The organism is Geothrix sp., assembly GCF_030219325.1.
Lineage (GTDB): Bacteria > Acidobacteriota > Holophagae > Holophagales > Holophagaceae > Geothrix.
The window spans coordinates 895,716-917,200 of sequence record NZ_CP126625.1; the positions used below are offsets into that span (position 1 = coordinate 895,716).

Here is a 21,485-nt window from a genome sequence, read left to right on the forward strand (position 1 = left end):
GGGGGCTCCGGACGGGGCGGCCTCGTCGGCAGGGGCGGGGAGGTGGAAAAAGGCGCGGGGTCGTTGGGGTCCTCCAGCATCCCAGAGCCCGGAGGCAGGGGCAAGGAGGTGGGGATTCAGCCGTTTCCGGCTATCCGCCGAAAGGCTGGCATGGCCCAGGTACGGAGCACCAGCCTCTGGAGTGGCCACCGTCCGACGATGGTGGCCGCCGGATGTTTTCTGGCGGCGGCGGTGCTGGGTCTGGTGACGACCCACTTCGGCAGCATCCGGGACTTCGAGCCCGCGGGGATCGCCACCGCGAGCCGGACCCTGAACGCCATCATGTCCGTGACCATGACGAGCATCGCGCTCATCCTGCCCCTCACGGCGAATCTCTACACGCCACGGCTGGTGAAGCTCTACGTGGCGCACCCGCTGATCGTGGGCGGGCTGTCGGTCCTCGTCTTCAGCAACCTGCTGCTGATGTCCCTGCATTTCTTCCCGCCGGGGCACCCCTTCGTCCGGTTCGGCATCTGGGTCATCGCCTTCGTCTACCTGGTGGTGCTCGCAGGCGTCCTCCCCTATCTCTTCGGCATCAGCCGCTTCCTCCGCCCCAGCTACTTCATGCCCATGCTCACCCGGAAGGGGCTGCGCAGCCTCCAGGAGCTGTCCCGGGGCCGCCGCCTCGAAGCCAACAAGGACGAGCTCTTCGAGACCATCGACGTGGTGACCAACGTGGCGCTCACGGGCATGGCCCGCGGAGACCGGCAGCTGGTGATGCTGGCCCTGAAGAGCCTGCACGCGCTGCTGACGGGCATCATCCAGTGCGCCGGGCCGGAGTTGTCCGCCTGGCGGGGCTCGCGGCCCTGGTTCGTGCCGGGCCTGGCCAAGGAGGGGCAGGACTACCTCACTCGCGAACGGGTCTGGCCCGAGGCCTATGTCCTGGCGCAGACGCTGAAGGTCGCGGAGGTGGCGACCCGCCGCCAGCACGAGCTGCTCTCGGAGCTGGCCGCGCAGCTGGTGGACACGGCCCGCCTGGCCTGCGCCGTCGGGGCCGAACCCGTCATCGAGCTGCACGTCATGACCTTCAACACCCTGCTGCGGGAGGCCCTGGAGGAGAAGGACCTGCGGCGCTTCCAGAACCTCTCCTACCACTACCGCCTGCTCATCGAGGCCTTCCACGCCAGCCCCGACCGGATGCATGACGCCGCCCGCCACCTCCTGCACTACGCCCGCCTCGCGGCCCGGCAGGGCATCGCCTTCGCGTTCGAGACGGTGGTCTACGACCTGGGCGAGCTGGTGCTCAGCCTCGCCCGCCAGGACGAGGAACGGGCGGTGGAACTGGTCCAGGCCTGGGCGGGCCCGGTCTGGCAGGAGGCCATCGCCCCGGACAGCGCCATGAAGAAGGTGGGGTGGCGCACCATCCTCCGCACCCACTGGGAGGCCCGGGCCGGGGGCCTGAAGGAGGTGGCCGAGGCCATCTTCTGGCGCTTCCTGGCGGACGAGGCCATCCACCGGGAGCAGCTGGAGCTGCTGCTGGAGGAGAACCGCGAGCTGCACTATGAATTCAACGACCGGCTCATGCGGTTTGCCCACCTGTCGCCCCCGGCCTGGGCGGAAGCCCAGGCGTTCCTGGAGCAGTGGTAGCCGTTCGCCGGTGGGAGCCCTCCATTCGCCGATCCCCCTGCTTGGGGGCCCTCCGGAGGACTAATTTGGAGCCAGTCCTGGAGTGCCCATGTTCTCCTTCCTGTTCTCCGAAGCCGCCGTCCTGATCCGCGTGATCCAGGCCGTGGCCCTGTTCGCGCTGATGACGGCCTTCGCGCCGGCCGCGCTGCACGGCGCCGAGTCCCGCCCCGAGCCGCGCATCGTGGCCCTGCACGGACTGGAGGCCGCCGAGGTGCGCTCGCAGGGCTTCACCCTGCCCCGGGCCATGAAGGTCCACGTCTATGCCAAGGGCGCGGGGCTGCGCTTCCCCACCCGCATCGCCCGGGAGCACCCCTTCTTCGCCCACGGCTGGATCCTGAACGCCGTCACCCGGGAAGTGGTGTGGCAGATGGACGGCGTGAACACCAAGCGCAACTGGGAGTACCGGGTCGCCGACCAGTATCTGGACCTGCCGGCGGGCAGCTACGAGGCCTACTTCAGCAACCACGGGTTCGGCCAGGGCCTCCTCTTCGCCCAGTGGTTCCGCAACATCGACCGCCGCTCCCTGGCCGTCCAGGAAGACAGTCACCACCACCGCTTCCTGCAGGCCATCGGGGCCGATGACGCCAGCCTGGTCCGGCACTGGCGGGAGCAGGTGGGGAACTACGGCATGGAGATCTACCTGCCCTCCGGCGACCCGAAGGAAGTGAACCTCTTCGAGGCCCCCCTGCGCTGGCGGAACATCGTGGTGTCCCTGGCGGCCACCACCGACGATGGCCACTGGACCCAGTCCTTCCACCTGGCCCGGCCCGTGAGCCTGCACGTCTACGCGCAGGGCGAGGGCAGCGGGCGGCTGATGCACGACTACGGCTGGATCACCGATGCCCGCACCCGCACCCGGGTCTGGGAGATGAGCATGGACAAGTCCCGGTACGCCGGCGGCGCCATGAAGAACCGGCGCCAGGTGGAAACCATCCAGCTGCCGGCCGGTGACTACGAGGCCACCTTCATCACCGATGATTCCCACTCGCCCGCGGATTGGAACGCCGCGCCTCCCGCTGATCCCGGCACCTATGGCCTGACCCTGGCCATCCCCGCGGACAAGGACCTGGCGGCCTTCACGGCCACCAAGCCCCTGGCCTGGACCGTGCTGGCCGAAGCCGTGCGCGTAGGCAACGACCAGGACCGATCCGTCGCCTTCAGCCTGGCTTCGGCCCAGTCCGTGCGCGTCTACGCCATCGGCGAGGGCAGCGGCGACGAAATGGCCGACTTCGCCTGGATCGAGGACGGCGCGGGCAAGCGCGTATGGGTCATGGACCGGGGCCGGACCCAGCACGCCGGCGGGGCGGGCAAGAACCGGGTGAGCGACGAGTTCATCAACCTGCCGAAGGGCGCCTACACCCTGCGCTACCGCACCGACGACAGCCACGCCTACGGCCGCTGGAACAGCACGGCGCCCTGGGACCAGGAGCACTACGGGGCGACGGTCTACGTGGCGAAGTGAGCGCGGATCAGATTTCGCCCGTGCGCAGGGCCCGCAGGGCCTCCTGCTCGTCGGGCACCACCTCGAAGGCCTCGCGGAAGGCCTCCGGGATGCTCCGGGGCCTGCCCGCCTCCGTATCGATGAACACCCAGACGGTCCTGGCGCGGGCCAGCACCTTGCGGTCCCGCTCCCGCCAGAACAGGTAGTGGCGCGGGGACTCCTGGTCTTCGAAGCCGCCGATCCAGGTGAGCAGCTTGAGCCTCTCGCCTGCGAAGGCCGGCCGCAGGTAGTCGATGGCGTGGGAGCGGATCACCCAGGTGGTCCGGGTCGCCTGGTAGCGGTCCAGCGTCCAGCCGCAGGCATCCGAGTGGGCCGTGGCCACCTCCTGCATCCAGCGCAGGTACTCCAGGTTGTTGGCGTGCCCGTTCACGTCGATGGCGGAATCGGGGACGGTGAAGGTGTGGGCGAAGAGGCCGCGGCTGCCCATGGTCAGGCTCCCGCCGCCGGGCCCACGGGATCGTGCGGCAGGCTGCCCCGCGGCGAGCGGAAGTAGGCGTAGGGCGTGGCGTGGAGGAAGTTCGAGACGCGGCTGGTGTAGATGTCGGCGTAGCGCTCGATCTGGCGCGTGAGGTGGCTCTTGTCGTTGCCGGCTCGGGTGAGCAGGCCCCAGCGGGCGTTGGTCAGCTCGCCGCCGGCCTTGGCCAGGGGGCCGATCTCGGCGTCGAGGGCCAGGAGCTGGCCGCGGAGGTCATGGACGCGGGCCTCTGCGGTGGCCGCATCGCCCTGGGCGGCGGGGCCGTAGCCCGCATGCAGGCGTTGCAGGGCCAGACGGGCCTGGGAGAGCCGGGCCTCCAGGGTTTCCTTCCCCCGCATCAGGGCCATGAGGCGCAGCTCGGTGGGGCGGTAGCCCTCCAGGGCCGCCACCTCGGCCTCCAGCTCGCGCAGCACCAGCGCCGTGCGCCAGCTCAGGGTGCGCTTGCTCACGTGGACATCGCCGAACATGTGGTCGCCCACGTAGAGGATCTCGTCCCCGGCGATGCCCAGGTCCCGCTCCACCTGCGGCGCCGAGCCACCCAGGTAGATGCCGCCGACCTTCAGAGGCCCCACCAGGGGCCGCAGCAGGCCGGCTTCGTCGACCACCTCGAAGAAGGGGCCCTGCTCCACGAAGAAGGCCGGCTTGCGGGCGGCGACGATGACCACGTCGAACAGCTGCCGCCAGGTCATGCCCTCCGGCAGGTGGCGGTCGTAGGCGTGGCTCATCATCTTGGAAGTGAAGCTCCACTCGGAGTTGGTGATGAGCAGCAGCTTCTTGCCCGCGGCCTTCTGGTCCAGCAGGGCCAGGGCTGCCTCGGGATCCTGGACCACGTAGCGCTCCGGGGCCGCGGCGATCTCGGCCTTCAGGTGGCCCTCCATGTGCTGGGCATCCACGCCGGAGCGCACATGGCGGTAGAGGCTGGCGTATTCGAAGGGGCGGGGCAGGGCGCCCCGGTCCAGCAGGTCCACGGCCTGGGCGTAGAGGCAGCCCTCGGACAGCGAGAAGAGGGTGTTGAGGAAGACCCAGCGGGGCTCGGAGAGGTCCACCAGGGTCTGGGCATAGGCATCGCGCTGCTCGGCGAACTCCAGCATGCGGGTGCCGTGCATGGCCCGCTTCACGAAGCCGAAGCGGTTCGCCTTCACCAGGTTGCCCAGCTCCGTATCGATCACGAGGCCGCGGGTCACCATGGACCCATCGAAATCGAGGCCCTCCATGGGCCAGCCCTCGGAGGCCAGCCGGGCTCTGGCCTGGGCGTAGACCATGCGCTCGAAGGCCTCCACCCGGTAGTCCACCAGCGTGTAGTCCATGTCGTAGCCGATGGCCCGCACCGAGCGCAGGTTCAGCGTCCGGTTGCAGAAGATGCCGCGGCCGGGAGGGACTTCGGGGAGCGGGGGATTGGGCATGGCCCAGGATAGCAAGCCGCCACCCGGGATCCCGAGGGTGGCAGGGCTCCCCGCCCCCGTGCGATTCTGGAGGGTCGCGTCCGGAGGTTCTCTTGTTCCCGTTGCATCGATTCCTGGTTCCCGCCCTGATCATCGCCCTGCCCGCCGCGGCGGCGGAGAAGCGGGCCTTCCACATCGAGGACCTGTACCGGCTCAAGGGGGTGCAGCACCTGGCGCTGAGCCCGGACGGCTCGAAGCTGGCCTTCGAGGTGTCCAGCCAGGACCTGAAGGCGTCCACGCGGAACACCCAGCTCTGGCTGCTGGAGGTTGCCTCGGGGCAGGCGAAGCAGCTCACCTTCTCGGGCAAGTCGGATACGGCGCCCCAGTGGTCGAAGGACGGGAAGACCCTCTACTTCCTGTCGAGCCGCAGCGGGGGCAGCCAGCTCTGGGCCCTGGACGCCAGCGGCGGCGAAGCCCGCAAGGTGACCTCCTTCGAGGCGGGCGTGGGCGCGCCGAAGCTGATGCCCGGCGGGGACAAGGTGGTGTTCGAGGCCTCCGTGTTCCCCGAGGCCCTGACGGACGGCGCCCGGCACAAGGAACTCAGCGACAAGCTGGACAGCGGCCCGGTGCAGGCCCACCTGGCCGATGAGCTGCTCTACCGCCACTGGACCGGCTGGCGCGATTTCCAGTACAGCCACCTGTTCACGGCCACCTTCGAGGGCAAGGTGGAGGCGCTCACCGCCGGGAAACAGGACTACCCGGCCTTCTGGCAGAGCTGGGACCTGAGCCCCGACGGCAAGGAGGTCTGCGTCACCACGAACACCGACGCGGTCCAGGCCCGCAGCACCAACCAGGACCTCTTCCTCATCTCCCTGGAGGGCGTCCGCACGCCCCGGCGCATCACCGGCGACAATCCGGCCGCAGACCAGGACCCCAAGTATTCGCCCGATGGCCGCTTCATCGCCTACAAGTTCCAGACCAAGCCGGGCCACGAGTCCGACCGCTTCCGCCTGGCCATCTACGACCGGCAGGCGAAGATCCGCAAGGTGCTGACGGAAGGCATCGACAACTGGGTGGACGGCTTCCAGTGGTCGGCGGACGGCAAGGCCCTCTGGTTCACCGTGCAGGAGAAGGGCCGCTGGCCCCTGTTCCGCGTCGAGGTGGCCACCGGAAAGACCACCCGCATGCTGGAGGGGCAGAGCATCCGCGAGTTCGTGGTGAGCCCCGACCAGAAACGCGTGCTGCTCACCAAGACCCGGGTGGGCGAGCCCGTCGAGGTGTGGAGCTACGCCTTCGAGACCAGGGAGCTGAAGCGGCTCACCGCCTTCAACCAGGCCGTGGCCGACGAGGTGGACATCCGCCCGGCGGAGGAATTCACCGTGAAGGGCGCCGACGGCAAGGACATCCACGTCTTCCTGGTAAAGCCCCACGGCTTCGATCCCGCGAAGAAGTATCCGCTCATCCTCAACGTGCACGGCGGTCCGCAGATGATGTGGTCCGACACCCTGCGCGGCGACTGGCAGGTCTATCCCGGCGCGGGCTACATCGTGGCCTTCCCCAATCCCCACGGCTCCACGGGCTACGGCCAGGCCTTCACGGACGCCATCAGCGGCGACTGGGACGGCAAGGTGCAGACCGACATCCTGAAGGTGGCCGACCATCTCGCGGCCCTGCCCTACGTGGACAAGGACCGCATGGGCGCCATGGGCTGGAGCTGGGGCGGCTACGCCATGATGTGGCTGGAGGGCCACACCACCCGCTTCAAGGCGCTGGCCGCCATGATGGGCGTGTACGATCTGCGCTCCATGCACGGCGCCACCGAGGAGCTCTGGTTCGCGGAGCACGACCTCACGGGCACGCCCTGGGACAAGGCCGCCGCCTACGACCGCATGAACCCCAGCAGCCACGTGAAGGCCTTCAAGACTCCCTGCCTGGTCATCACCGGCGAGCGCGACTACCGCGTGCCCTACACCCAGAGCCTGCAGTTCTTCACGGGTCTGCAGGAGATGGGCGTGCCCAGCCGGCTCATCGTCTTCAAGAACGATGGCCACTGGCCCGACAACCTGAAGTCCATGCCCGTCTACTACAACGCCCACCTCGAGTGGTTCCAGAAGTACCTGGGCGGCAATGCCGCCCCCTGGAAGACCGAGGACATGGTGCGAAACCTGGCCTTCGACAAGGCCGGGAAGTAGGCTCGCATGGGGGCGTGGCCGACTGGCTGCGCCCCGCATCACCTGACCGTTCAGCGAAAGGGCATCGACATGAACAGCACCCTCATGGTGGTTCCGGCGCTCCTGGCCATGGTGGCCGTCCCCCCTGTCCATGCGGCGGCTTCCGGCGGCGCCGTGAAGGCGGCCTTCTCGCGCTTCAAGGCCGACTTCATCGAGGCCTACTGGAAGCAGAACCCGGAAAGCGCCGTGGCGGCCGGCTACTACAAGTACGCGGACCGGCTGCCGATTCCCGACGACGCCGAGCGCCGCCGGGGGCTTGCCTTCGCGGCGACCTGGCTGCGGAAGCTGAAGGCGTTTGATGAGTCCTCCCTGGATGCCCAGGACCGGATCGATCTGCGCCTGATCCGCAACCAGCTGGCGTCTGAGCGCTGGGAGACCACGGTCTTCAAGGCCCACCAGTGGGATCCTTCCAGCCACAACGTGGCCCGCACCTTCGGCCTCCTCCTGGGGACGGAGTACGCCCCTCTGGAAGTCCGGCTCCGGACGGTGGCGAAGCGCCTGCCCCTGGTGGCCCCCTATTACGCTGCCGCGCAAACCTCGATCAAGAGCCCCACGCGCGAGCACACCCAGCTGGCCATCCTCCAGAACAAGGGCGCCCTGGGCGTGCTGGGCGACGGCTTCCTCAAGCAGGTGGAGGGTTCCAGGCTCACGGAAGCCGAGAAGGCCCAGCTGAAGGCTGGGGCGGCCAAGGCCAGGACCGCCATCCAGGGCTACATCACGCATCTGGAAAACCTCGACAGGCAGCTGCAGGCCACGGGCGGCCGCTCCTTCCGCATCGGGAAGGAGCTCTTCGAGCAGTCCTTCACCTACTCGATCCAGGCGGACTGCACGGCGGAAGAGCTGTACCAGCGGGCCCTGGTGGAGAAGGAGAAGCTCCATGCCCGCATGGCCGACCTGGCCGTCCAGCTCTGGCCCAAGTATTTCGGCTCGGAACCCATGCCTTCGGCGCGGCTGGACCTGATCGGCCGCATGGTGGAGCGGCTTTCGCAGAAGCACGTGGCCGCGGAGGGCTTCGTGGCCGAGGTGAAGCGGCAGATCCCCCTGCTGGAAAGCTGGGTCCGGGAGCACGACCTCCTGGAACTGGATCCCACCAAGCCGCTGGTGGTGCGCGAAACGCCGGAATACATGCGCGGGGTGGCCGGGGCCAGCATCAGCGCGCCCGGACCCTACGATCCCGGGGCCAACACCTACTACAACGTGACACCGCTGGACGGCACCGCGGCCGAGAAGGAGAGCTACCTGCGGGAGTACAACGAGTACACCCTCCAGGTCCTCAACATCCACGAGGCCGTTCCCGGCCACTACGTCCAGCTCCTCCACGCCAACAAGTCGCCCAGCCTCGTGAAGGCCCTGTTCGGCAATGGGGCCATGGTCGAAGGCTGGGCGGTCTACGCCGAGCGGATGATGCTGGAATCCGGCTACGGCGGCAACACGCCGGAGATGTGGCTGATGTACTCCAAGTGGAACCTGCGGGTGGTGTGCAACGCCATCCTCGACTACAGCATCCACGTCCTGGGCATGAGCGAGGAGAAGGCCATGGACCTGCTGCTCCACGAAGCCTTCCAACAGGATTCCGAGGCCCGGGAGAAGTGGCACCGGGCGCAGGTCACCGCGGTCCAGCTCTCCAGCTATTTCGCCGGCTATGCGGCCATCTACGATCTGCGGGAGCAGCTCAAGGCAAAGCAGGGAGACCGCTTCGACCTCAAGCGCTTCCACGAGCAGTTCCTGGGTTATGGCAGCGCGCCGGTGAAGTCCATCCGGGAGCTCATGCTGCCGAAACGCTGAGCCCTATTTCTTCTTCTTGGCCGGAGACAGCGGGAAGGGCTTCGCGACTTCGGCCAGGGTGCCGCTCAGGCCCGCTCCCTTGTGGGTGGCGCCGTGGATCACGGCCGGCTTGGCCTTCTTGGGTTTCTTGTCGTTGGACATGAGTCCTCTGTGTGCGGGTCCCCGGTTCTTTGGGATTCGGACCCTGGCTCAGCATGGACCCATTACCTGTGATGACCGTTTTTATTAGTCGATCATTTTGAATGCCTATCGATCCCCCGGGGTGCCCCGGTGGCTCAGGGCGCAGCCTGGAACAGCCACCGGAGCGCCGCCGGGAGCCGTGCGGCCCAGGCACTCTCCGTGTGGCGGGCGCCTCCGGCCACCTGCACCATCAGGCGATCGGCTCGGACGCCCCGGAGCCTCAGCGCCTCTGCGACGTCGAGCGTGTCCTGCACCGCCTGGTGGCTGTCGGCGGGTGCCCCGGCTTCCCGGTCGCCGATGTCGAGGTAGAGGCGCAGGGCCGGGTCCGGGTTCGCGGCGGCGGCCTCCTTCAGCATCCGCCGTCCGCCCACCCAGAAGGAGCTGGAGAAGCAGGCGGCCTTGCCGAAGACGCCGGGATGCCGCAGCACCGTGTGGAGGGAGATGAGACCGCCCAGGGAGCTTCCAGCCAGCGCGGTGTGGGCGGCTTCGGGCTGCGTGCGGTAGGTGCGATCCACCCAGGGCTTCAGGGTCTTCACGAGGAAATCCGCGTAGGCATCGCCCTTCGGGGTGGGGATGCGCTCGTCGCGGTAGGGCGAGTACTCGGCCAGGCGCTCCTTCCCGCCGTGGTCGATGCCCACGACGATCATGGGTGGCAGTTCGCCGCTGGCGCACAGCTTCGCCAGCGTCTCGTCCACTTCCCACTCGCCCGCGAAGGAGGTGGCCGCATCGAACAGGTTCTGGGCGTCGTGCATGTAGAGCACGGGATAGCGCCGGCCGGAGGTCTCGTAGCCCGGTGGCAGGAGGATGCGCAGCGTGCGGGTCGTGCCCAGCTGCGGCATGGCAAAGCCTTCAACCAGCCGCAGGTCGCCACTGACCGTGTGGGTGACCTCGGGCGCGGGGGCCTGGTCCCGCCAGCACTCCACCTGCACCCGCACGGCCGTGGCCGGGCCCGCCTCCACGGTGCGGTTGGGGAGCTCACCCCCCTTGGCGTCCTTCTCCACGGTCTCCCAGCTGCCCCGGGTGAGCTTGAACTGCAGGGCATAGCCGGACTCGAGGGGGAACTGGCCGGACCAGGTGCCATCGGCCTGCCGCCGGAGCTTCCACTGCGGATCGCCGGGGTTCCAGCCGTTCATGTTGCCCGCCACGTGGAGGGTGGCGTCGGCAGGTGTGGTGGCCGGCACGGTCACCTGGAAGCTCACGGCCACCTTCGCCGCCGGCTGGGCCCTCGCGCCCGGGGACAGGGACAGCAGGAGCAGTAGGGGGAGGAGCCGGCGCGGGAGCGTGAAGGGGAGGATGGCGGACATGCGGACTCCTGGCGGGGAGGGGGAGTGTCCCATGGGGCGGGGCGTCTGGCTTCCCTCGTAAGATGATGCTACGGTACGGAATGCACCTTCCGGAGCCCCCATGCGCACCGCTTCTGCTTTGGCCGCCCTCATGACGCTACCCGCCCTGGCCGCGGACCCGGCCCCCGCCACGAACCCCTTCTTCGCGGAATGGAAGACCCCCTTCGGCGTCCCGCCCTTCGCCGAGATCCGGGAGGAGCACTACCTGCCCGCCTTCCGCGAAGGCATCGCCCGGCACAAGGCCGAGGTGGCCGCCATCGCCGAGGCCCCGGGGGCCCCGACCTTCGAGAACACCATCCTGGCCCTGGAACTTGCCGGCCAGTTCACGGACCGGGTGGGATCGGTGTTCTTCAACCTCACGGGGGCCGAGACGAACCCGAAGCTCCAGGCGGTGAACCGCGAGGTGATGCCTCTGATGTCCGCCCACCGGGACGACGTGCAGCTGAACCCGAAGCTCTTCCATCGCGTGAAGGCGGTCTGGGATGCGCGGGCCACCCTGAAGCTCGCGCCGGATCAGGCCCGGCTGCTGGAGCGCACCTACAAGGGCTTCGTCCGGGCCGGAGCGGCCCTGACGCCCGACCAGCAGGTCCGGATGCGCGCCATCAACACCGAGCAGTCCAAGCTGGGCGTGGAGTTCGGCGACCGCCTGCTCAAGGCCACCAAGGCCTTCCAGATGGTGGTCTCGAGTCCCGCGGACCTCGCGGGCCTGCCCGAGGGCACCTGCGCCGCCGCGGCCGCCGCGGCCAAGAAGGCTGGGCAGGAGGGCAAGTGGCTCTTCACGCTGGACGGCCCCAGCATCTGGCCCTTCCTGGAATACGCGCAGAACCGCGAGCTGCGGAAGCGCATCCTCACGGGCTACCTGGAGCGCTGCAACCAGGGCGGCGACACCGACACCAATGCCATCGTGGCCCAGGTGGCGGCCCTGCGGGTGGAGAAGGCCCAGCTGCTGGGCTACAGGACCTGGGCTGACTACGTGCTCGAAGAGAACATGGCCAAGGATCCCAAGGGCGTCTACGGGCTGCTGGACCAGATCTGGAAGCCTGCCCTGGAGGTGGCCAAGAAGGAGCGCGCCGAGCTGCAGGCCATGATGGTCAAGGACCTGCCGGGCCAGAAGCTGGAACCCTGGGACTGGCGCTATTACGCCGAAAAGGTGAAGCAGGCCAAGTACGACTTCGACGAGGAATCGGTGAAGCCCTACTTCGCCATCGACGCCGTGCGCCAGGGCGCCTTCACCCTGGCCGGAAGGCTCTACGGCATCACCTTCACCGAGGTGAAGGGCCTGCCCGTCTACCAAAAGGACGTGCGCTGCTTCGAGGTGAAGGAGCAGGATGGCCGCCACCTGGGCCTCATCTATGTGGACTACCACCCCCGGCCCGGCAAGCGTGGTGGGGCCTGGATGAGCAACTACCGCTCGGCCTGGGTCAAGGACGGGCAGCAGGTGGATCCGGTGGTGGTGAACGTCTGCAACTTCACCGCGCCCGCCGGGGACCGGCCCGCGCTGCTGACCTCGGACGAGGTGCGCACGCTCTTCCACGAGTTTGGCCACGGCCTGCACGGCCTCTTCTACAAGGGGCGCTACCGTGGCACCGCCGGCACGCCCCGGGACTTCGTGGAGCTGCCCAGCCAGGTCATGGAGAACTGGTCCATGGAGCCGGAGATGCTGAGGCTCTACGCGAAGCACCACAAGACCGGTGAGGTGATCCCCGATGCCCTGGTGGCCAAGATGAAGAAGGCCGCCACCTTCGGCCAGGGCTTCGCCACCGTGGAGTACATGGCCGCCTCGCTGCTGGACATGGACTGGCACACGCTGACCACCATCAAGCCCCAGGACACCGCAGCCTTTGAAAAGGCCTCGCTGGCCAAGTGGGGGCTCATCGCCGAGATCCCGCCCCGCTACCGCAGTCCCTACTTCAACCACATCATGGGCGGCTACGCGGCGGGCTACTACAGCTACATCTGGAGCGCCGTGCTCGACAGCGACGCCTTCCAGGCCTTCAAGGAGAAAGGCAACCTCTTCGACCCCGCCACGGCGGCGAAGTTCCGGGCCGAGGTGCTCTCCAGGGGCGGCACCGAGGATCCCGCGCTGCTCTACCAGCGCTTCCGCGGCCGCGATCCGAAGGTGGAGCCGCTGCTCGAGAAGCGCGGGCTGAAGTAGCCGCCGCCGATCTATCCGGCAGGGCCTTGTGGCAAAGTGGTTCCACCCCAGGAGCCCCCATGCGCTGTGTCCTTGCCGTGCTCTGCCTCGCGCCGATTCTTGCGGCCCAGACGTCCGAGGCCCCGCAGGCCCACCATGGCGTCCGCCTGCCCGAGGCCTTCTTCGGGGGGAACCGGGCCCGGCTCCTGGCCAAGGCCAAGGCCATGGGGCCCGGCACGCTTGTCGTCGCGAAGTCCATGCCCACTCAGCCCAGCTCCGGCGGGGAGGACCGTCCCTACCGCCAGGACTCGGACTTCTACTACCTCACAGGCGTGGAGGAGGAACGCGCAGTGGCCCTGCTGGATGGGGACAAGGGCACCTACACCCTGCTCGTCCAGGCGCGGGACCCGAAGCGCGAGGCCTACACCGGCCCGCGTCTCGGGGTGGAGGGGGCGAAGCGCAAGGGGGCCGATGAGGCCGTGGCCTTCCCCGAGGCGGAGAAGACCCTCGATGCCGCCCTCAAGCAGGCCAAGCGCATCGTGCTCATCGACAGCTACGACGAGCCCTTCCGGGTGAAGGTCCTCGATGCGGCCTATCCCAAGGGCTATACGGGCTGGATGGGCGCCTACGAGAAGAGCCTGGTGGACGGCCGGCCCATCGTCGCGGAGATGCGGGTCATCAAGCAGCCCGCCGAGGTCGAGATGATCCAGCGCGCGGTGGACGCGAGCATCGAGGGCCATCTGGCCGCGCTGCGTGGCAGCGCGGGCTTCACCAACGAGGGGCAGGTGGCCGCCCGCCCTGGAGGGGACGGTGCGGGCCCTGGGGGCGCGTTTCCTGGCCTATGAATCCATTGCGGGCGCGGGGAGCGATGGCTGCCTTCTGCACTACGCGAACAACGACCAGCCCATCCCGCCGGGGTCGCTCATCCTCATGGATGCCAGCGGCGAGGTGGGCTACTACACCTCCGACATCACCCGCACCTGGCCCGCCAACGGCCGCTTCAGCCCTGAGCAGCGGGCGCTCTACGACCTGGTGCTCAGGGCCCAGGAGGCGGGCATCCAGGAGCTGCGGCCGGGCAACATCCACATCGCCAGCTTCATGAAGGCGGCCCGCATCATCAGTGATGGCCTCGTGGAGCTGGGCCTCATCAAGGGTGAGAAGGAAGAGGCCTTCAAGCGGGGTGACTGGGGCAAGTTCCTGCCCCACGGCGTGAGCCACTACCTGGGCCTGGACGTGCATGACGCGGGAAGCTACGGCGCGCCGCATCCCTTCCACAAGCACGGCGGCAGTCGGCCCCTGGAGGCGGGCATGGTGCTCACCATGGAGCCCGGCATCTACATCCCCCGGGGCATGGAGGGCGTGGAGGCGAAGTGGCAGGGCATCGGCATCCGCATCGAGGACGTGATCCTGGTGACGCCGGAGGGACCGCGCAACCTCAGCGCCCGCCTGCCCCGCAAGGCGGAGGAGCTGGAGAGGATCGTCCGCGGCGGGGCCGGGGCCCGGCGGTAGGCCGCCGGCTCAGAACCGCCAGGCGGCGCCCACGGTGAGCCCCGTCGCCGTGAGGTCCTTTTCGATGGGGCTCCAGAAGCCCTTGGCCTCCACGCCGAGGTGGGCTGAGACCTGATAGCCGATGCCGCCCGCCACGCCCAGGCGGGTGGCGGAGGTGGCTGAAGGGTTGGTGCCGGTGGCGCTCACGCGCCACTGCTGGCCGCCGATGCTGCCCACCAGATAGGGCCCCTTCTTGGCGTCTTCGCCGGGGAACCACAGCGCGTCGAGCATCAGGTCCACCGAGGTGACGCTGGTCTTGGTACCGGCCAGGCCGAGGGTGTCACCCTTGGGAATCTGCTGGGCGCCGATGGTGGGCCGGAACACGAAGGCATCGCTGACGGGGATCTCCACGAACACGGAGAGCCCCAGGCCCATCTGGCCGTTGGTGAGGTTCCGCAGGTCGCTCATGGGCACCAGGGCGTGGGCGTTGAGGCCGATGGCGGCGTCCTGGGCGGCGAGGGGCAGGGCGGCCAGCAGCAGGAAGGGCAGGGGGCGGAGCTTCATGGGCGGACCTCGTAAGTGGAAAGGATGGCGTTCCAGCGATTCTGCGCCTTGAGGATGCGCTCGGCCACGAGGCGCAGGACGCCCCGTCCGCCTTCGACGGGCGTCACCCAGTGGCAGGCGGCCCGCACCTCGGCCACGGCATCCGCAGGACAGCAGGCCAGGCCCACGCGCCGCAGCAGAGGCAGGTCGGGCAGGTCGTCGCCCAGGTGGGCGATCTGATCCAGGGCCAGGCCGTACTTGGCGCAGAGCTGGTCCAGCACGGGCCCCTTGTCCAGGTGGCCCGCGAAACAGTCCTCCACGCCCAGGTCCCGGGCGCGGTTCACGGTCGCATCGGAGGCCAGTCCCGAGATGAAGGCCACGGGGATGCCGGAGCGCTGCAGCCACTTGATGGCCGCGCCGTCGCGCACGTGGAAGGCCTTGGTGTGGCCGGGCTCCTTCCCGTAGAGGAGGGCGCCGGTGGTGAGCACACCGTCGATGTCGGTGCAGAGCAGGCGGATCTTGGCGGCGCGCAGGTCCAGGTCGTCCACGGCATCTCCCGACAGCCAGCCTAGCAAATCCGCAGGGTCGGGCATGACCCTCGTCACGATTCAGGCCAAAATCGGCACTGGAGTGGAACCTTCGGTTGCTGAATGATCCGATGGGTATACAGTTTTTATGGAGACTGCGCGTTTTGGGCTTGACAAAGATCAAAACCAAATGAATATAGTCGCATGGAGTTGATTTCGTGAACCACCAGCTCAGCAATCCCATGATCGACGAGGTGAGCGGCCTCTTCAGCGCCCTGGGGGATGCCTCCCGCCTGAAGATCCTGCGCTCGCTCCTGGATTCCAAGGGCCCCCTCAGCCAGGGGGCGGTCGCGGAGGCTTCCGGCCTCTCCCAGGCCAATGCCTCGAAGCACCTGGCCTGCCTGGTGCGCGTGGGTCTGGTGAGCCGCGAGCCCGAAGGCAACGCGGTGTTTTTCGCCCCAGTCATGCCGCTGGTGGGCGAGCTCTGCGATCTGGTGTGCGGCCATGTCAGCGACCGGGCCCGCGTGACCTACAAGGCTCTGAAGTGAAGGGGCGAGAGCCCTTTTTTTGGTCCGGAGTATTCCTTTATGAGTATTAAAACCATGCAATGCCTGACCTTGTGGCTGGTGGCCGGCGCCGCCGCCCTGGCGCAGGAACCCTTCACGGTGGCCACGGCCATCCGCAAGGCCTGGCGCGACCAGTCCGGGCTGAAGGCCGGCCGGGCCATGGCCGAGGGCAAGCGGGAGGAGGCCGCGGGCTTCGATGCGCTGAAGCTGCCCACGCTGACCCTGCAGGCTCAGGGCGTGCGCACGGACGAGCCCATGCAGGCCTTCGGCATGAAGCTCAACCAGAGCCGCATCGCGGCCCTGGACTTCAATCCTTCCAGCCTGAACAGGCCCGACGCGATCATGGGCTTCGGCGGCTCGGCGGTGGTGCAGCAGCCGCTCTATGCCGGCGGCCGCATCTCCGCGGCCAGGTGGGCCGGCGAATACACGGCCCAGGCCGAATCCGCCAGCCAGACGCGCCGCGAGCAGGAGACGGCGATGGCCATCGTGGAGGCCTACTTCGGCGCCCAGGTGGCCGAGCAGGCCCTGCTCTGGGTAGAGGACACCCGCACCTGGATCCTGGGCCTGGAGGCCTTCGCGGGGGCTCGCGTCCAGCAGGGGCTCATGCTCGAATCCGAGCTCCAGCGCCTGAAGGCGGTCCACGCCCAGGTCGAGGCCCAGAAGGCGGATGTGATACGCCAGGTGCGGGCCGCCCGCTCTGGCCTGGGCCTCCTCACCGGCAGCGCGCCGGTGGAAGCTCCCCTCGCGACGCCGCTGCAGGCGGAGGGTGCCGCGTTGAGTGCATCGACTCTGGTGCCCATCCGCGCGGACCTGCAAGCGGCCGAGCTGCAGGCGAAGGCGGCGGGTCAGGCCGCGAAGGCCGCTGCCGGCAGCCTGAAGCCCGAGGTCGGTCTCGAGCTGGGCGCGGGCACCCTGCGCCAGTCCTGGCACCAGGGCGGTACCTGGACCTGGGCCGCCGTGGGCGTGAAGTGGAAGGTGTTCTCCGGGCCGGACCGGGCCAGGTCCAACGCGGCCCAGGCCCAGGCTCGCGCCGCCGAGGACATGCGGACCTTCAAGCAGCAGCAGGCCGAGCATGAGGTACGCGTCGCCCGGGAAGCCCTGCGGGCCGCCGAGGCGAAGCATGCCGCCGCCAGGGAGGCGCTGGCTGCGTCCGAGGAATCCAAGCGGCTGCGGGAGGCCCGCCACCGCGAAGGCCTGACGCCCCTCACGGACGTGCTGGATGCAGAGGCCGCCCTGCAGGGCGCCCGCACCCTGCTGCTCCAGAGCCTCTATGACCTGCGCATCAGCCGCGCGGCCCTGGATCTGGCCACCGGCGCCCCCATCGAAGGAGTGACCCTGTGAAGCTTCACCTGTCCCTGGCCCTTGCGGGCCTCATGCTCGGAACGCTGGCCTGTGGCCACAAGGAGGCCTCCCCCGAGGGGAAGGCCCTGCCGAAGGTGGCCGTGACCCTGGTGGCCAGTTCCCAGGCGGAGGGCGGCACCTGGGTGGCCGCGACGCTGCAGTCCACCCGCACCGCCACCATGGCCACCCGCATGGCCGCCCAGGTCAAGCGGGTGCTGGTCCAGGAGGGCCAGCGCGTGGCCTCCGGCACCCTGCTCATGGCCCTCGGCGATGAGGATCTCCAGGCCCAGCTGAAGGCCGCCGAGACGGGGCTGGCCGCGGCGGAGGCCCACCAGCGCCGCATCCAGGCGCTCTTCGCTCAGAAGGCCGCCACCCCTTCCGAACTGGAGCAGTCCCAGGCCCAGCTCGCCCAGGCCCAGGCCGGGGTGTCCTCCCTGAAAGCCAACCTCGCCTACACCCAGATCCGCGCACCGTTCTCGGGCGTCGTGCAGTCCCGCAAGGTGAACGAAGGCGACTTCGTGGGCCCCGGCATGCCCCTGCTGGAGCTGGTGGGTGAAGGCGAGCAGGAGCTCGTGGCCACGCTGTCCGATTCTGAAGGCCGGGGCCTGAAGCAGGGCGCGAAGGTGCGCTTCGAGGCCGAGGGCGCCACGGGCGAGGCCCAGGTCACCGCGCTCGCCCCCGGTGGCGACGCCTTCAGCCACAAGGGCACGCTGCGGGCCCGGGTGCTCTCCCCCAGGGGCCTGCGCCAGGGGACCTTCGCGCGCATCCTCCTGCCGGGCGTCAAGGCCGAAGGGCTGATGTTATCGCGGAGCGCCCTGGTGACCCGGGGCGAGCTGACCGGCGTCTTCGTGGCGAAGGAGGGCCACGCGGAGCTGCGCTGGATCACCGTCGGCGATGGGGCCGGGGACAGCCTGCCCGTGCGCTCCGGCCTGAAGGCCGAGGACCGTGTCATCGACCGGCCCGGCAGCCTCCAGGATGGCCAGCCCATCGAGATCGCCGGCGGGGTGGACCGTGCCAAGTAGGGAGACGGGTGACCCGAAGCTCGGACTGGCGGGACGCCTCGCCAAGGGATTCCTCCGCAGCAAGCTCACGCCACTGCTGGTCTTCGCCTCGCTGTTGCTGGGCCTGCTCGCCGTGTGGCTCACGCCACGAGAGGAGGAACCCCAGATCGTCGTGCCCATGGTGGACCTCTACGTGCCCTACCCGGGCGCCAGTCCCAGGGAGGTGGAAAGCCAGGTGGCCACGCCCCTGGAGAAGCGGCTGTGGGGCATCCCCGGCGTGGAGTACCTCTACAGCGTGAGCCGGCCCGGCATGGCGCTCATCACCGTGCGCTTCAAGGTGAACGAGCCCCAGGAACCCAGCCTCGTGAAGGTCCACCAGGAGCTGGCGGCCAACCCGCAGCTGCTGCCGCCCGGCGCCATGAAGCCCATCGTCAAACTGCAGACCATCGATGACGTGCCCTTCCTGGTGCTGACGCTCCACGGCCAGGACCAGACCCCCGGCGGCCTCCGCCAGGTGGCCGAGGTGCTGGGTCGGGAACTGTCCACGGTGCCCAACACGGCCCAGGTGAAGGTGGTCGGCGGGGCTCGCCGCATGGTGCGCGTGGAGCCTGATCCCGACCGCCTGCGCTCACTGGGTTTCTCCCTGGCCGAGCTGCAGCCCGCCCTCCAGTCCGCGGAGGCCCAGCTGCCCGCCGGGGTGCTGGTGGATCGTGGCCGGCGCACCGAGGTGGAAGCCACAGGTTTCGTCCTGCAGGCCGCCGAGCTGAACCGCCTGGTGGTGGGCGTGCGCAACCAGAAGCCCATCTACCTGGGCGACGTGGCCCGCATCGTGGACGCGCCGGATCCGGAGCCGCCGATGGTCCTCTTCGCCGGGAGAGGCGCCCAGGGCTTCGAGCCCGCCGTGAGCGTCACGCTTGCCAAGCGTGCCGGCAGCAATGCCACGGCCCTGGCCGAGCAGGTGCTGGCCAAGGTGGAGGCGCTGCGCGGCGGCCTCCTCCCCCGCGACCTGAAGCTCACCGTCACCCGCAACTACGGCGAGACCGCCGGGGACAAGTCCAACGAGCTCATCGAGCACCTGATGATCGCCACGCTCAGCGTCATCGCGCTGATCCTGCTGGCCATGGGCTGGCGCAGCGCCGTGGTGGTGGGCATCGCCGTGCCCGTGACCCTGGCCCTCACCCTGCTCATCACCTACCTGTTCGGCTACACGCTGAACCGCGTCACGCTGTTTGCGCTGATCTTCTCCATCGGCATCCTGGTGGACGACGCCATCGTGGTGGTGGAGAACATCCACCGGCACATGCACCTGCCGGGCCAGCGCAAGAGCTTTGCCCGCATGGTGGTGGAGGCTGTGGACGAGGTGGGCAACCCCACCATCCTGGCCACCTTCGCGGTCATCGCCGCCATCCTGCCCATGGCCTTCGTGCGCGGCCTCATGGGCCCCTACATGCGGCCCATCCCCGTGGGTGCCAGCCTGGCCATGCTGTTCAGCCTCATCATCGCCTTCGTCATCAGCCCCTGGGCCAGCCTCATCGTGTTCCGAAAAGAGGCCAACCTGCCGACGACGGATCCCTCCGGCCTGCACCCGGCCACGCCCGACACGGCGGCGCCCGAGCCCGTCCACGACTGGCCCCACAAGAATCCCGAAGTGGCGCCGGACAGCCGCATGACGGCCCTCTACCGCAAGGTCATGCATGCGCTGCTCACGCGTCCGCCTGTGCGCTGGGCCTTCTTCGGCGGCGTGGTGGCCCTGCTCCTGGGGGCCATGTCCCTGGTGGGCTTCGGCGTGGTGAAGGTGAAGATGCTGCCCTTCGACAACAAGTCGGAGTTCATGGTGCAGCTGGACCTGCCGGCCGGAACGCCCAGGGAGGATGCCCTCGCCGTGGGCCAGGACATCGCCCGCCGCCTGTTGAAGGAACCCACGGTCAAGGATGTGCAGGTCTATGCGGGCGAAGCCGCGCCCTACACGTTCGTCGGCATGGTGCGCCACAGCTTCCTCCGCCAGGAGGCGGAGATGGTGGACCTCCAGGTGAACCTGGTGCCCAAGGAAAGCCGCAAGGAGCAGAGCCACGGGATCGTGGTGCGCCTGCGGCCTGAGCTGGAGAAGCTTTCGAAGCCTGCGGGTGCTCGAATGAAGCTGGTGGAAATTCCGCCGGGACCGCCCGTCATGGACACCATCGTGGCGGAGATCTACGGACCCAGCGAGGCCGAGCGCACGCGCCTTTCCCGCGAAGTCCTCACGGCCTTCAGGAGCGTCGAAGGCATCGTGGACGTGGATTCCACCCTCAACGCCACGAACCCCAAGCTCAACCTGGTGCTGGATCGCGAAAAGGCGGCGCTCCACGGCGTGGCGCCCGCCCATGTGATCCAGACGCTCGCCATGGCGGGGTACGGCTACCAGGCCGGTGCCTTCCACGTGCTGCGGGGCTCCAGCCAGGTGCCCGTGGTGGTCCAGCTGGCCCCCGGCAAGCGCCAGCACCTGGACCAGCTCCTGCAGCTCACCGTGCCCGGGGCCCGCGGGATGATCCCCGTGCGCGAGCTGGTGACCGTGACGGAGGGCGTCGAGGATGCCGCCATCCACCACAAGAACCTCATGCCCGTGGCCTACGTGTTCTCGGACCTGGCGGGCACCATCGAAAGCCCGGTCTACGCCCTGTCGGCCCTGAACAAGAAAATCGATGCGCTCAAGGGAACGGCCGGTGGCGCCGTCCCCCGCCTGGGCCTGGCACATCCCGAGAACACCGAGTCCCTGTCGCTGAAGTGGGACGGCGAGTGGCACATCACCCTCGAAGTCTTCCGCGACCTGGGCATGGCCTTCGCGGCCGTGCTGGTGCTGATCTTCGTGCTGGTGGTGGGCTGGTTCGAAAGCTTCGAGATCCCCTGGGTGATCCTGGTGCCGGTGCCCCTGTCCCTGATCGGCATCATCCCTGCGCATGGCATCCTGGGCGCCTTCTTCACGGCCACGAGCATGATCGGCTTCATCGCCGGGGCGGGCATCATCGTCCGCAACAGCATCATCCTGGTGGATTTCATCGAGCTGAAGCTGAAGGAGGGCATGGCCCTGGAAGCCGCCGTGGAGGAAGCCGGCGTGGTGCGCTTCCGGCCCATGCTGCTCACCGCCGCCGCCGTGCTGGTGGGCAGCGCCGTCATGCTGGCGGACCCCATCTTCCAGGGCCTCGCCATCAGCCTCATGGCCGGCGAAGTCGCGGCCACCGTGCTCTCCCGCATCGCCGTCCCCGTGCTCTATTACCTCGTGGCCCGCCGGGGCCACGCGGCCAACCTGCAACGCCAGGCGGCCATGGCCGCTGAATGAGGAGTGACAC

The 21,485-nt window shown here is 68.8% G+C and carries 17 protein-coding genes; 11 read left to right on the forward strand and 6 right to left on the reverse strand.

Annotated features, from left to right (window positions below):
* Window positions 1-150: 150 nt before the first annotated feature.
* Together QOZ81_RS03955 and QOZ81_RS03960 are read left to right on the forward strand one after the other, a co-directional pair.
* Window positions 151-1,626 carry a hypothetical protein gene (locus tag QOZ81_RS03955; protein WP_291201311.1) on the forward strand — a complete coding sequence of 492 codons (1,476 nt, stop codon included), beginning with the start codon at window positions 151-153 and terminating at the stop codon, window positions 1,624-1,626.
* An 88-nt stretch (window positions 1,627-1,714) separates the two neighbouring features.
* Window positions 1,715-3,127, forward strand: a complete 1,413-nt coding sequence (locus QOZ81_RS03960) for a hypothetical protein (RefSeq protein ID WP_300715348.1) — start codon at window positions 1,715-1,717, stop codon at window positions 3,125-3,127.
* 7 nt (window positions 3,128-3,134) lie between these two features.
* Here the strand turns inward: QOZ81_RS03960 and QOZ81_RS03965 are convergent, their stop codons facing one another.
* Both QOZ81_RS03965 and QOZ81_RS03970 read right to left on the reverse strand, forming a co-directional pair.
* The gene (locus tag QOZ81_RS03965) at window positions 3,135-3,593 is read right to left on the reverse strand and encodes an acyl-CoA thioesterase (RefSeq protein WP_291201307.1); all 459 of its coding nucleotides are present in this window, start codon (window positions 3,591-3,593) and stop codon (window positions 3,135-3,137) included.
* A 2-nt stretch (window positions 3,594-3,595) separates the two neighbouring features.
* Window positions 3,596-5,044, reverse strand: a complete 1,449-nt coding sequence (locus tag QOZ81_RS03970) for an HAD-IG family 5'-nucleotidase (RefSeq protein ID WP_291201304.1) — start codon at window positions 5,042-5,044, stop codon at window positions 3,596-3,598.
* Window positions 5,045-5,136: 92 nt separating this feature from the next.
* Here QOZ81_RS03970 and QOZ81_RS03975 point away from each other — a divergent pair, with 92 nt between their 5' ends.
* Both QOZ81_RS03975 and QOZ81_RS03980 read left to right on the forward strand, forming a co-directional pair.
* Complete coding sequence (locus QOZ81_RS03975; RefSeq protein WP_291201301.1) at window positions 5,137-7,215, forward strand: S9 family peptidase; 2,079 nt, start codon at window positions 5,137-5,139, stop codon at window positions 7,213-7,215.
* A 69-nt stretch (window positions 7,216-7,284) separates the two neighbouring features.
* Window positions 7,285-9,039: a DUF885 domain-containing protein gene (locus QOZ81_RS03980; protein ID WP_291201298.1), complete on the forward strand. Its 1,755-nt coding sequence runs from the start codon at window positions 7,285-7,287 to the stop codon at window positions 9,037-9,039.
* Window positions 9,040-9,042: 3 nt separating this feature from the next.
* Here QOZ81_RS03980 and QOZ81_RS03985 read toward each other — a convergent pair whose 3' ends face one another.
* Both QOZ81_RS03985 and QOZ81_RS03990 read right to left on the reverse strand, forming a co-directional pair.
* Window positions 9,043-9,180 carry a hypothetical protein gene (locus tag QOZ81_RS03985; protein ID WP_291201295.1) on the reverse strand — a complete coding sequence of 46 codons (138 nt, stop codon included), beginning with the start codon at window positions 9,178-9,180 and terminating at the stop codon, window positions 9,043-9,045.
* Window positions 9,181-9,314: 134 nt separating this feature from the next.
* Complete coding sequence (locus tag QOZ81_RS03990) at window positions 9,315-10,523, reverse strand: alpha/beta hydrolase-fold protein (protein ID WP_291201292.1); 1,209 nt, start codon at window positions 10,521-10,523, stop codon at window positions 9,315-9,317.
* 100 nt (window positions 10,524-10,623) lie between these two features.
* On the opposite strand from QOZ81_RS03990, the gene QOZ81_RS03995 reads away from it, so the two are divergent.
* From QOZ81_RS03995 to QOZ81_RS04005, 3 genes are read left to right on the forward strand one after another with little or no spacing between them, the layout of a single operon-like run.
* Complete coding sequence (locus tag QOZ81_RS03995; protein ID WP_291201289.1) at window positions 10,624-12,717, forward strand: M3 family metallopeptidase; 2,094 nt, start codon at window positions 10,624-10,626, stop codon at window positions 12,715-12,717.
* A gap of 59 nt (window positions 12,718-12,776) precedes the next feature.
* Window positions 12,777-13,541, forward strand: coding sequence for an aminopeptidase P N-terminal domain-containing protein (locus tag QOZ81_RS04000; RefSeq protein ID WP_291201286.1), 765 nt, complete (start codon window positions 12,777-12,779; stop codon window positions 13,539-13,541).
* Window positions 13,507-14,205 (forward strand): M24B family metallopeptidase, encoded by a 699-nt coding sequence (locus QOZ81_RS04005; protein ID WP_291201283.1) that lies wholly within the window; start codon window positions 13,507-13,509, stop codon window positions 14,203-14,205. Before QOZ81_RS04000 ends, QOZ81_RS04005 begins: the two co-directional genes overlap by 35 nt.
* 9 nt (window positions 14,206-14,214) lie before the next feature.
* Here the strand turns inward: QOZ81_RS04005 and QOZ81_RS04010 are convergent, their stop codons facing one another.
* Window positions 14,215-14,748 carry a hypothetical protein gene (locus QOZ81_RS04010; RefSeq protein ID WP_291201280.1) on the reverse strand — a complete coding sequence of 178 codons (534 nt, stop codon included), beginning with the start codon at window positions 14,746-14,748 and terminating at the stop codon, window positions 14,215-14,217.
* Window positions 14,745-15,320 (reverse strand): KdsC family phosphatase, encoded by a 576-nt coding sequence (locus QOZ81_RS04015; protein WP_291201277.1) that lies wholly within the window; start codon window positions 15,318-15,320, stop codon window positions 14,745-14,747. Before QOZ81_RS04015 ends, QOZ81_RS04010 begins: the two co-directional genes overlap by 4 nt.
* Window positions 15,321-15,472: 152 nt before the next feature.
* On the opposite strand from QOZ81_RS04015, the gene QOZ81_RS04020 reads away from it, so the two are divergent.
* The 4 genes from QOZ81_RS04020 to QOZ81_RS04035 are packed head-to-tail and all read left to right on the forward strand — an operon-like array spanning window position 15,473 to window position 21,475.
* On the forward strand, window positions 15,473-15,802 hold the full coding sequence (locus tag QOZ81_RS04020) for an ArsR/SmtB family transcription factor (RefSeq protein WP_291201274.1): 330 nt from the start codon (window positions 15,473-15,475) through the stop codon (window positions 15,800-15,802).
* Window positions 15,803-15,856: 54 nt separating this feature from the next.
* A complete protein-coding gene (locus QOZ81_RS04025; RefSeq protein ID WP_291201269.1) occupies window positions 15,857-17,161 on the forward strand; it encodes a TolC family protein in 1,305 nt (434 codons plus the stop codon).
* Window positions 17,158-18,183 carry an efflux RND transporter periplasmic adaptor subunit gene (locus QOZ81_RS04030; protein ID WP_291201266.1) on the forward strand — a complete coding sequence of 342 codons (1,026 nt, stop codon included), beginning with the start codon at window positions 17,158-17,160 and terminating at the stop codon, window positions 18,181-18,183. The genes QOZ81_RS04025 and QOZ81_RS04030 overlap by 4 nt, the downstream gene beginning before the upstream one ends.
* A complete protein-coding gene (locus tag QOZ81_RS04035) occupies window positions 18,173-21,475 on the forward strand; it encodes an efflux RND transporter permease subunit (RefSeq protein WP_291201263.1) in 3,303 nt (1,100 codons plus the stop codon). The genes QOZ81_RS04030 and QOZ81_RS04035 overlap by 11 nt, the downstream gene beginning before the upstream one ends.
* Window positions 21,476-21,485: the final 10 nt, after the last annotated feature.

Bases quoted from the DNA above. Each gene is read 5' to 3' on its own strand.
- QOZ81_RS03955 (WP_291201311.1), top strand. From the start codon at position 151: ATGGCCCAGGTACGGAGCACCAGCCTCTGGAGTGGCCACCGTCCGACG.
- QOZ81_RS03960 (WP_300715348.1), top strand. From the start codon at position 1,715: ATGTTCTCCTTCCTGTTCTCCGAAGCCGCCGTCCTGATCCGCGTGATC.
- QOZ81_RS03965 (WP_291201307.1), bottom strand. From the start codon at position 3,593: ATGGGCAGCCGCGGCCTCTTCGCCCACACCTTCACCGTCCCCGATTCC.
- QOZ81_RS03970 (WP_291201304.1), bottom strand. From the start codon at position 5,044: ATGCCCAATCCCCCGCTCCCCGAAGTCCCTCCCGGCCGCGGCATCTTC.
- QOZ81_RS03980 (WP_291201298.1), top strand. From the start codon at position 7,285: ATGAACAGCACCCTCATGGTGGTTCCGGCGCTCCTGGCCATGGTGGCC.
- QOZ81_RS03985 (WP_291201295.1), bottom strand. From the start codon at position 9,180: ATGTCCAACGACAAGAAACCCAAGAAGGCCAAGCCGGCCGTGATCCAC.
- QOZ81_RS03990 (WP_291201292.1), bottom strand. From the start codon at position 10,523: ATGTCCGCCATCCTCCCCTTCACGCTCCCGCGCCGGCTCCTCCCCCTA.
- QOZ81_RS03995 (WP_291201289.1), top strand. From the start codon at position 10,624: ATGCGCACCGCTTCTGCTTTGGCCGCCCTCATGACGCTACCCGCCCTG.
- QOZ81_RS04000 (WP_291201286.1), top strand. From the start codon at position 12,777: ATGCGCTGTGTCCTTGCCGTGCTCTGCCTCGCGCCGATTCTTGCGGCC.
- QOZ81_RS04010 (WP_291201280.1), bottom strand. From the start codon at position 14,748: ATGAAGCTCCGCCCCCTGCCCTTCCTGCTGCTGGCCGCCCTGCCCCTC.
- QOZ81_RS04015 (WP_291201277.1), bottom strand. From the start codon at position 15,320: ATGCCCGACCCTGCGGATTTGCTAGGCTGGCTGTCGGGAGATGCCGTG.
- QOZ81_RS04025 (WP_291201269.1), top strand. From the start codon at position 15,857: ATGCAATGCCTGACCTTGTGGCTGGTGGCCGGCGCCGCCGCCCTGGCG.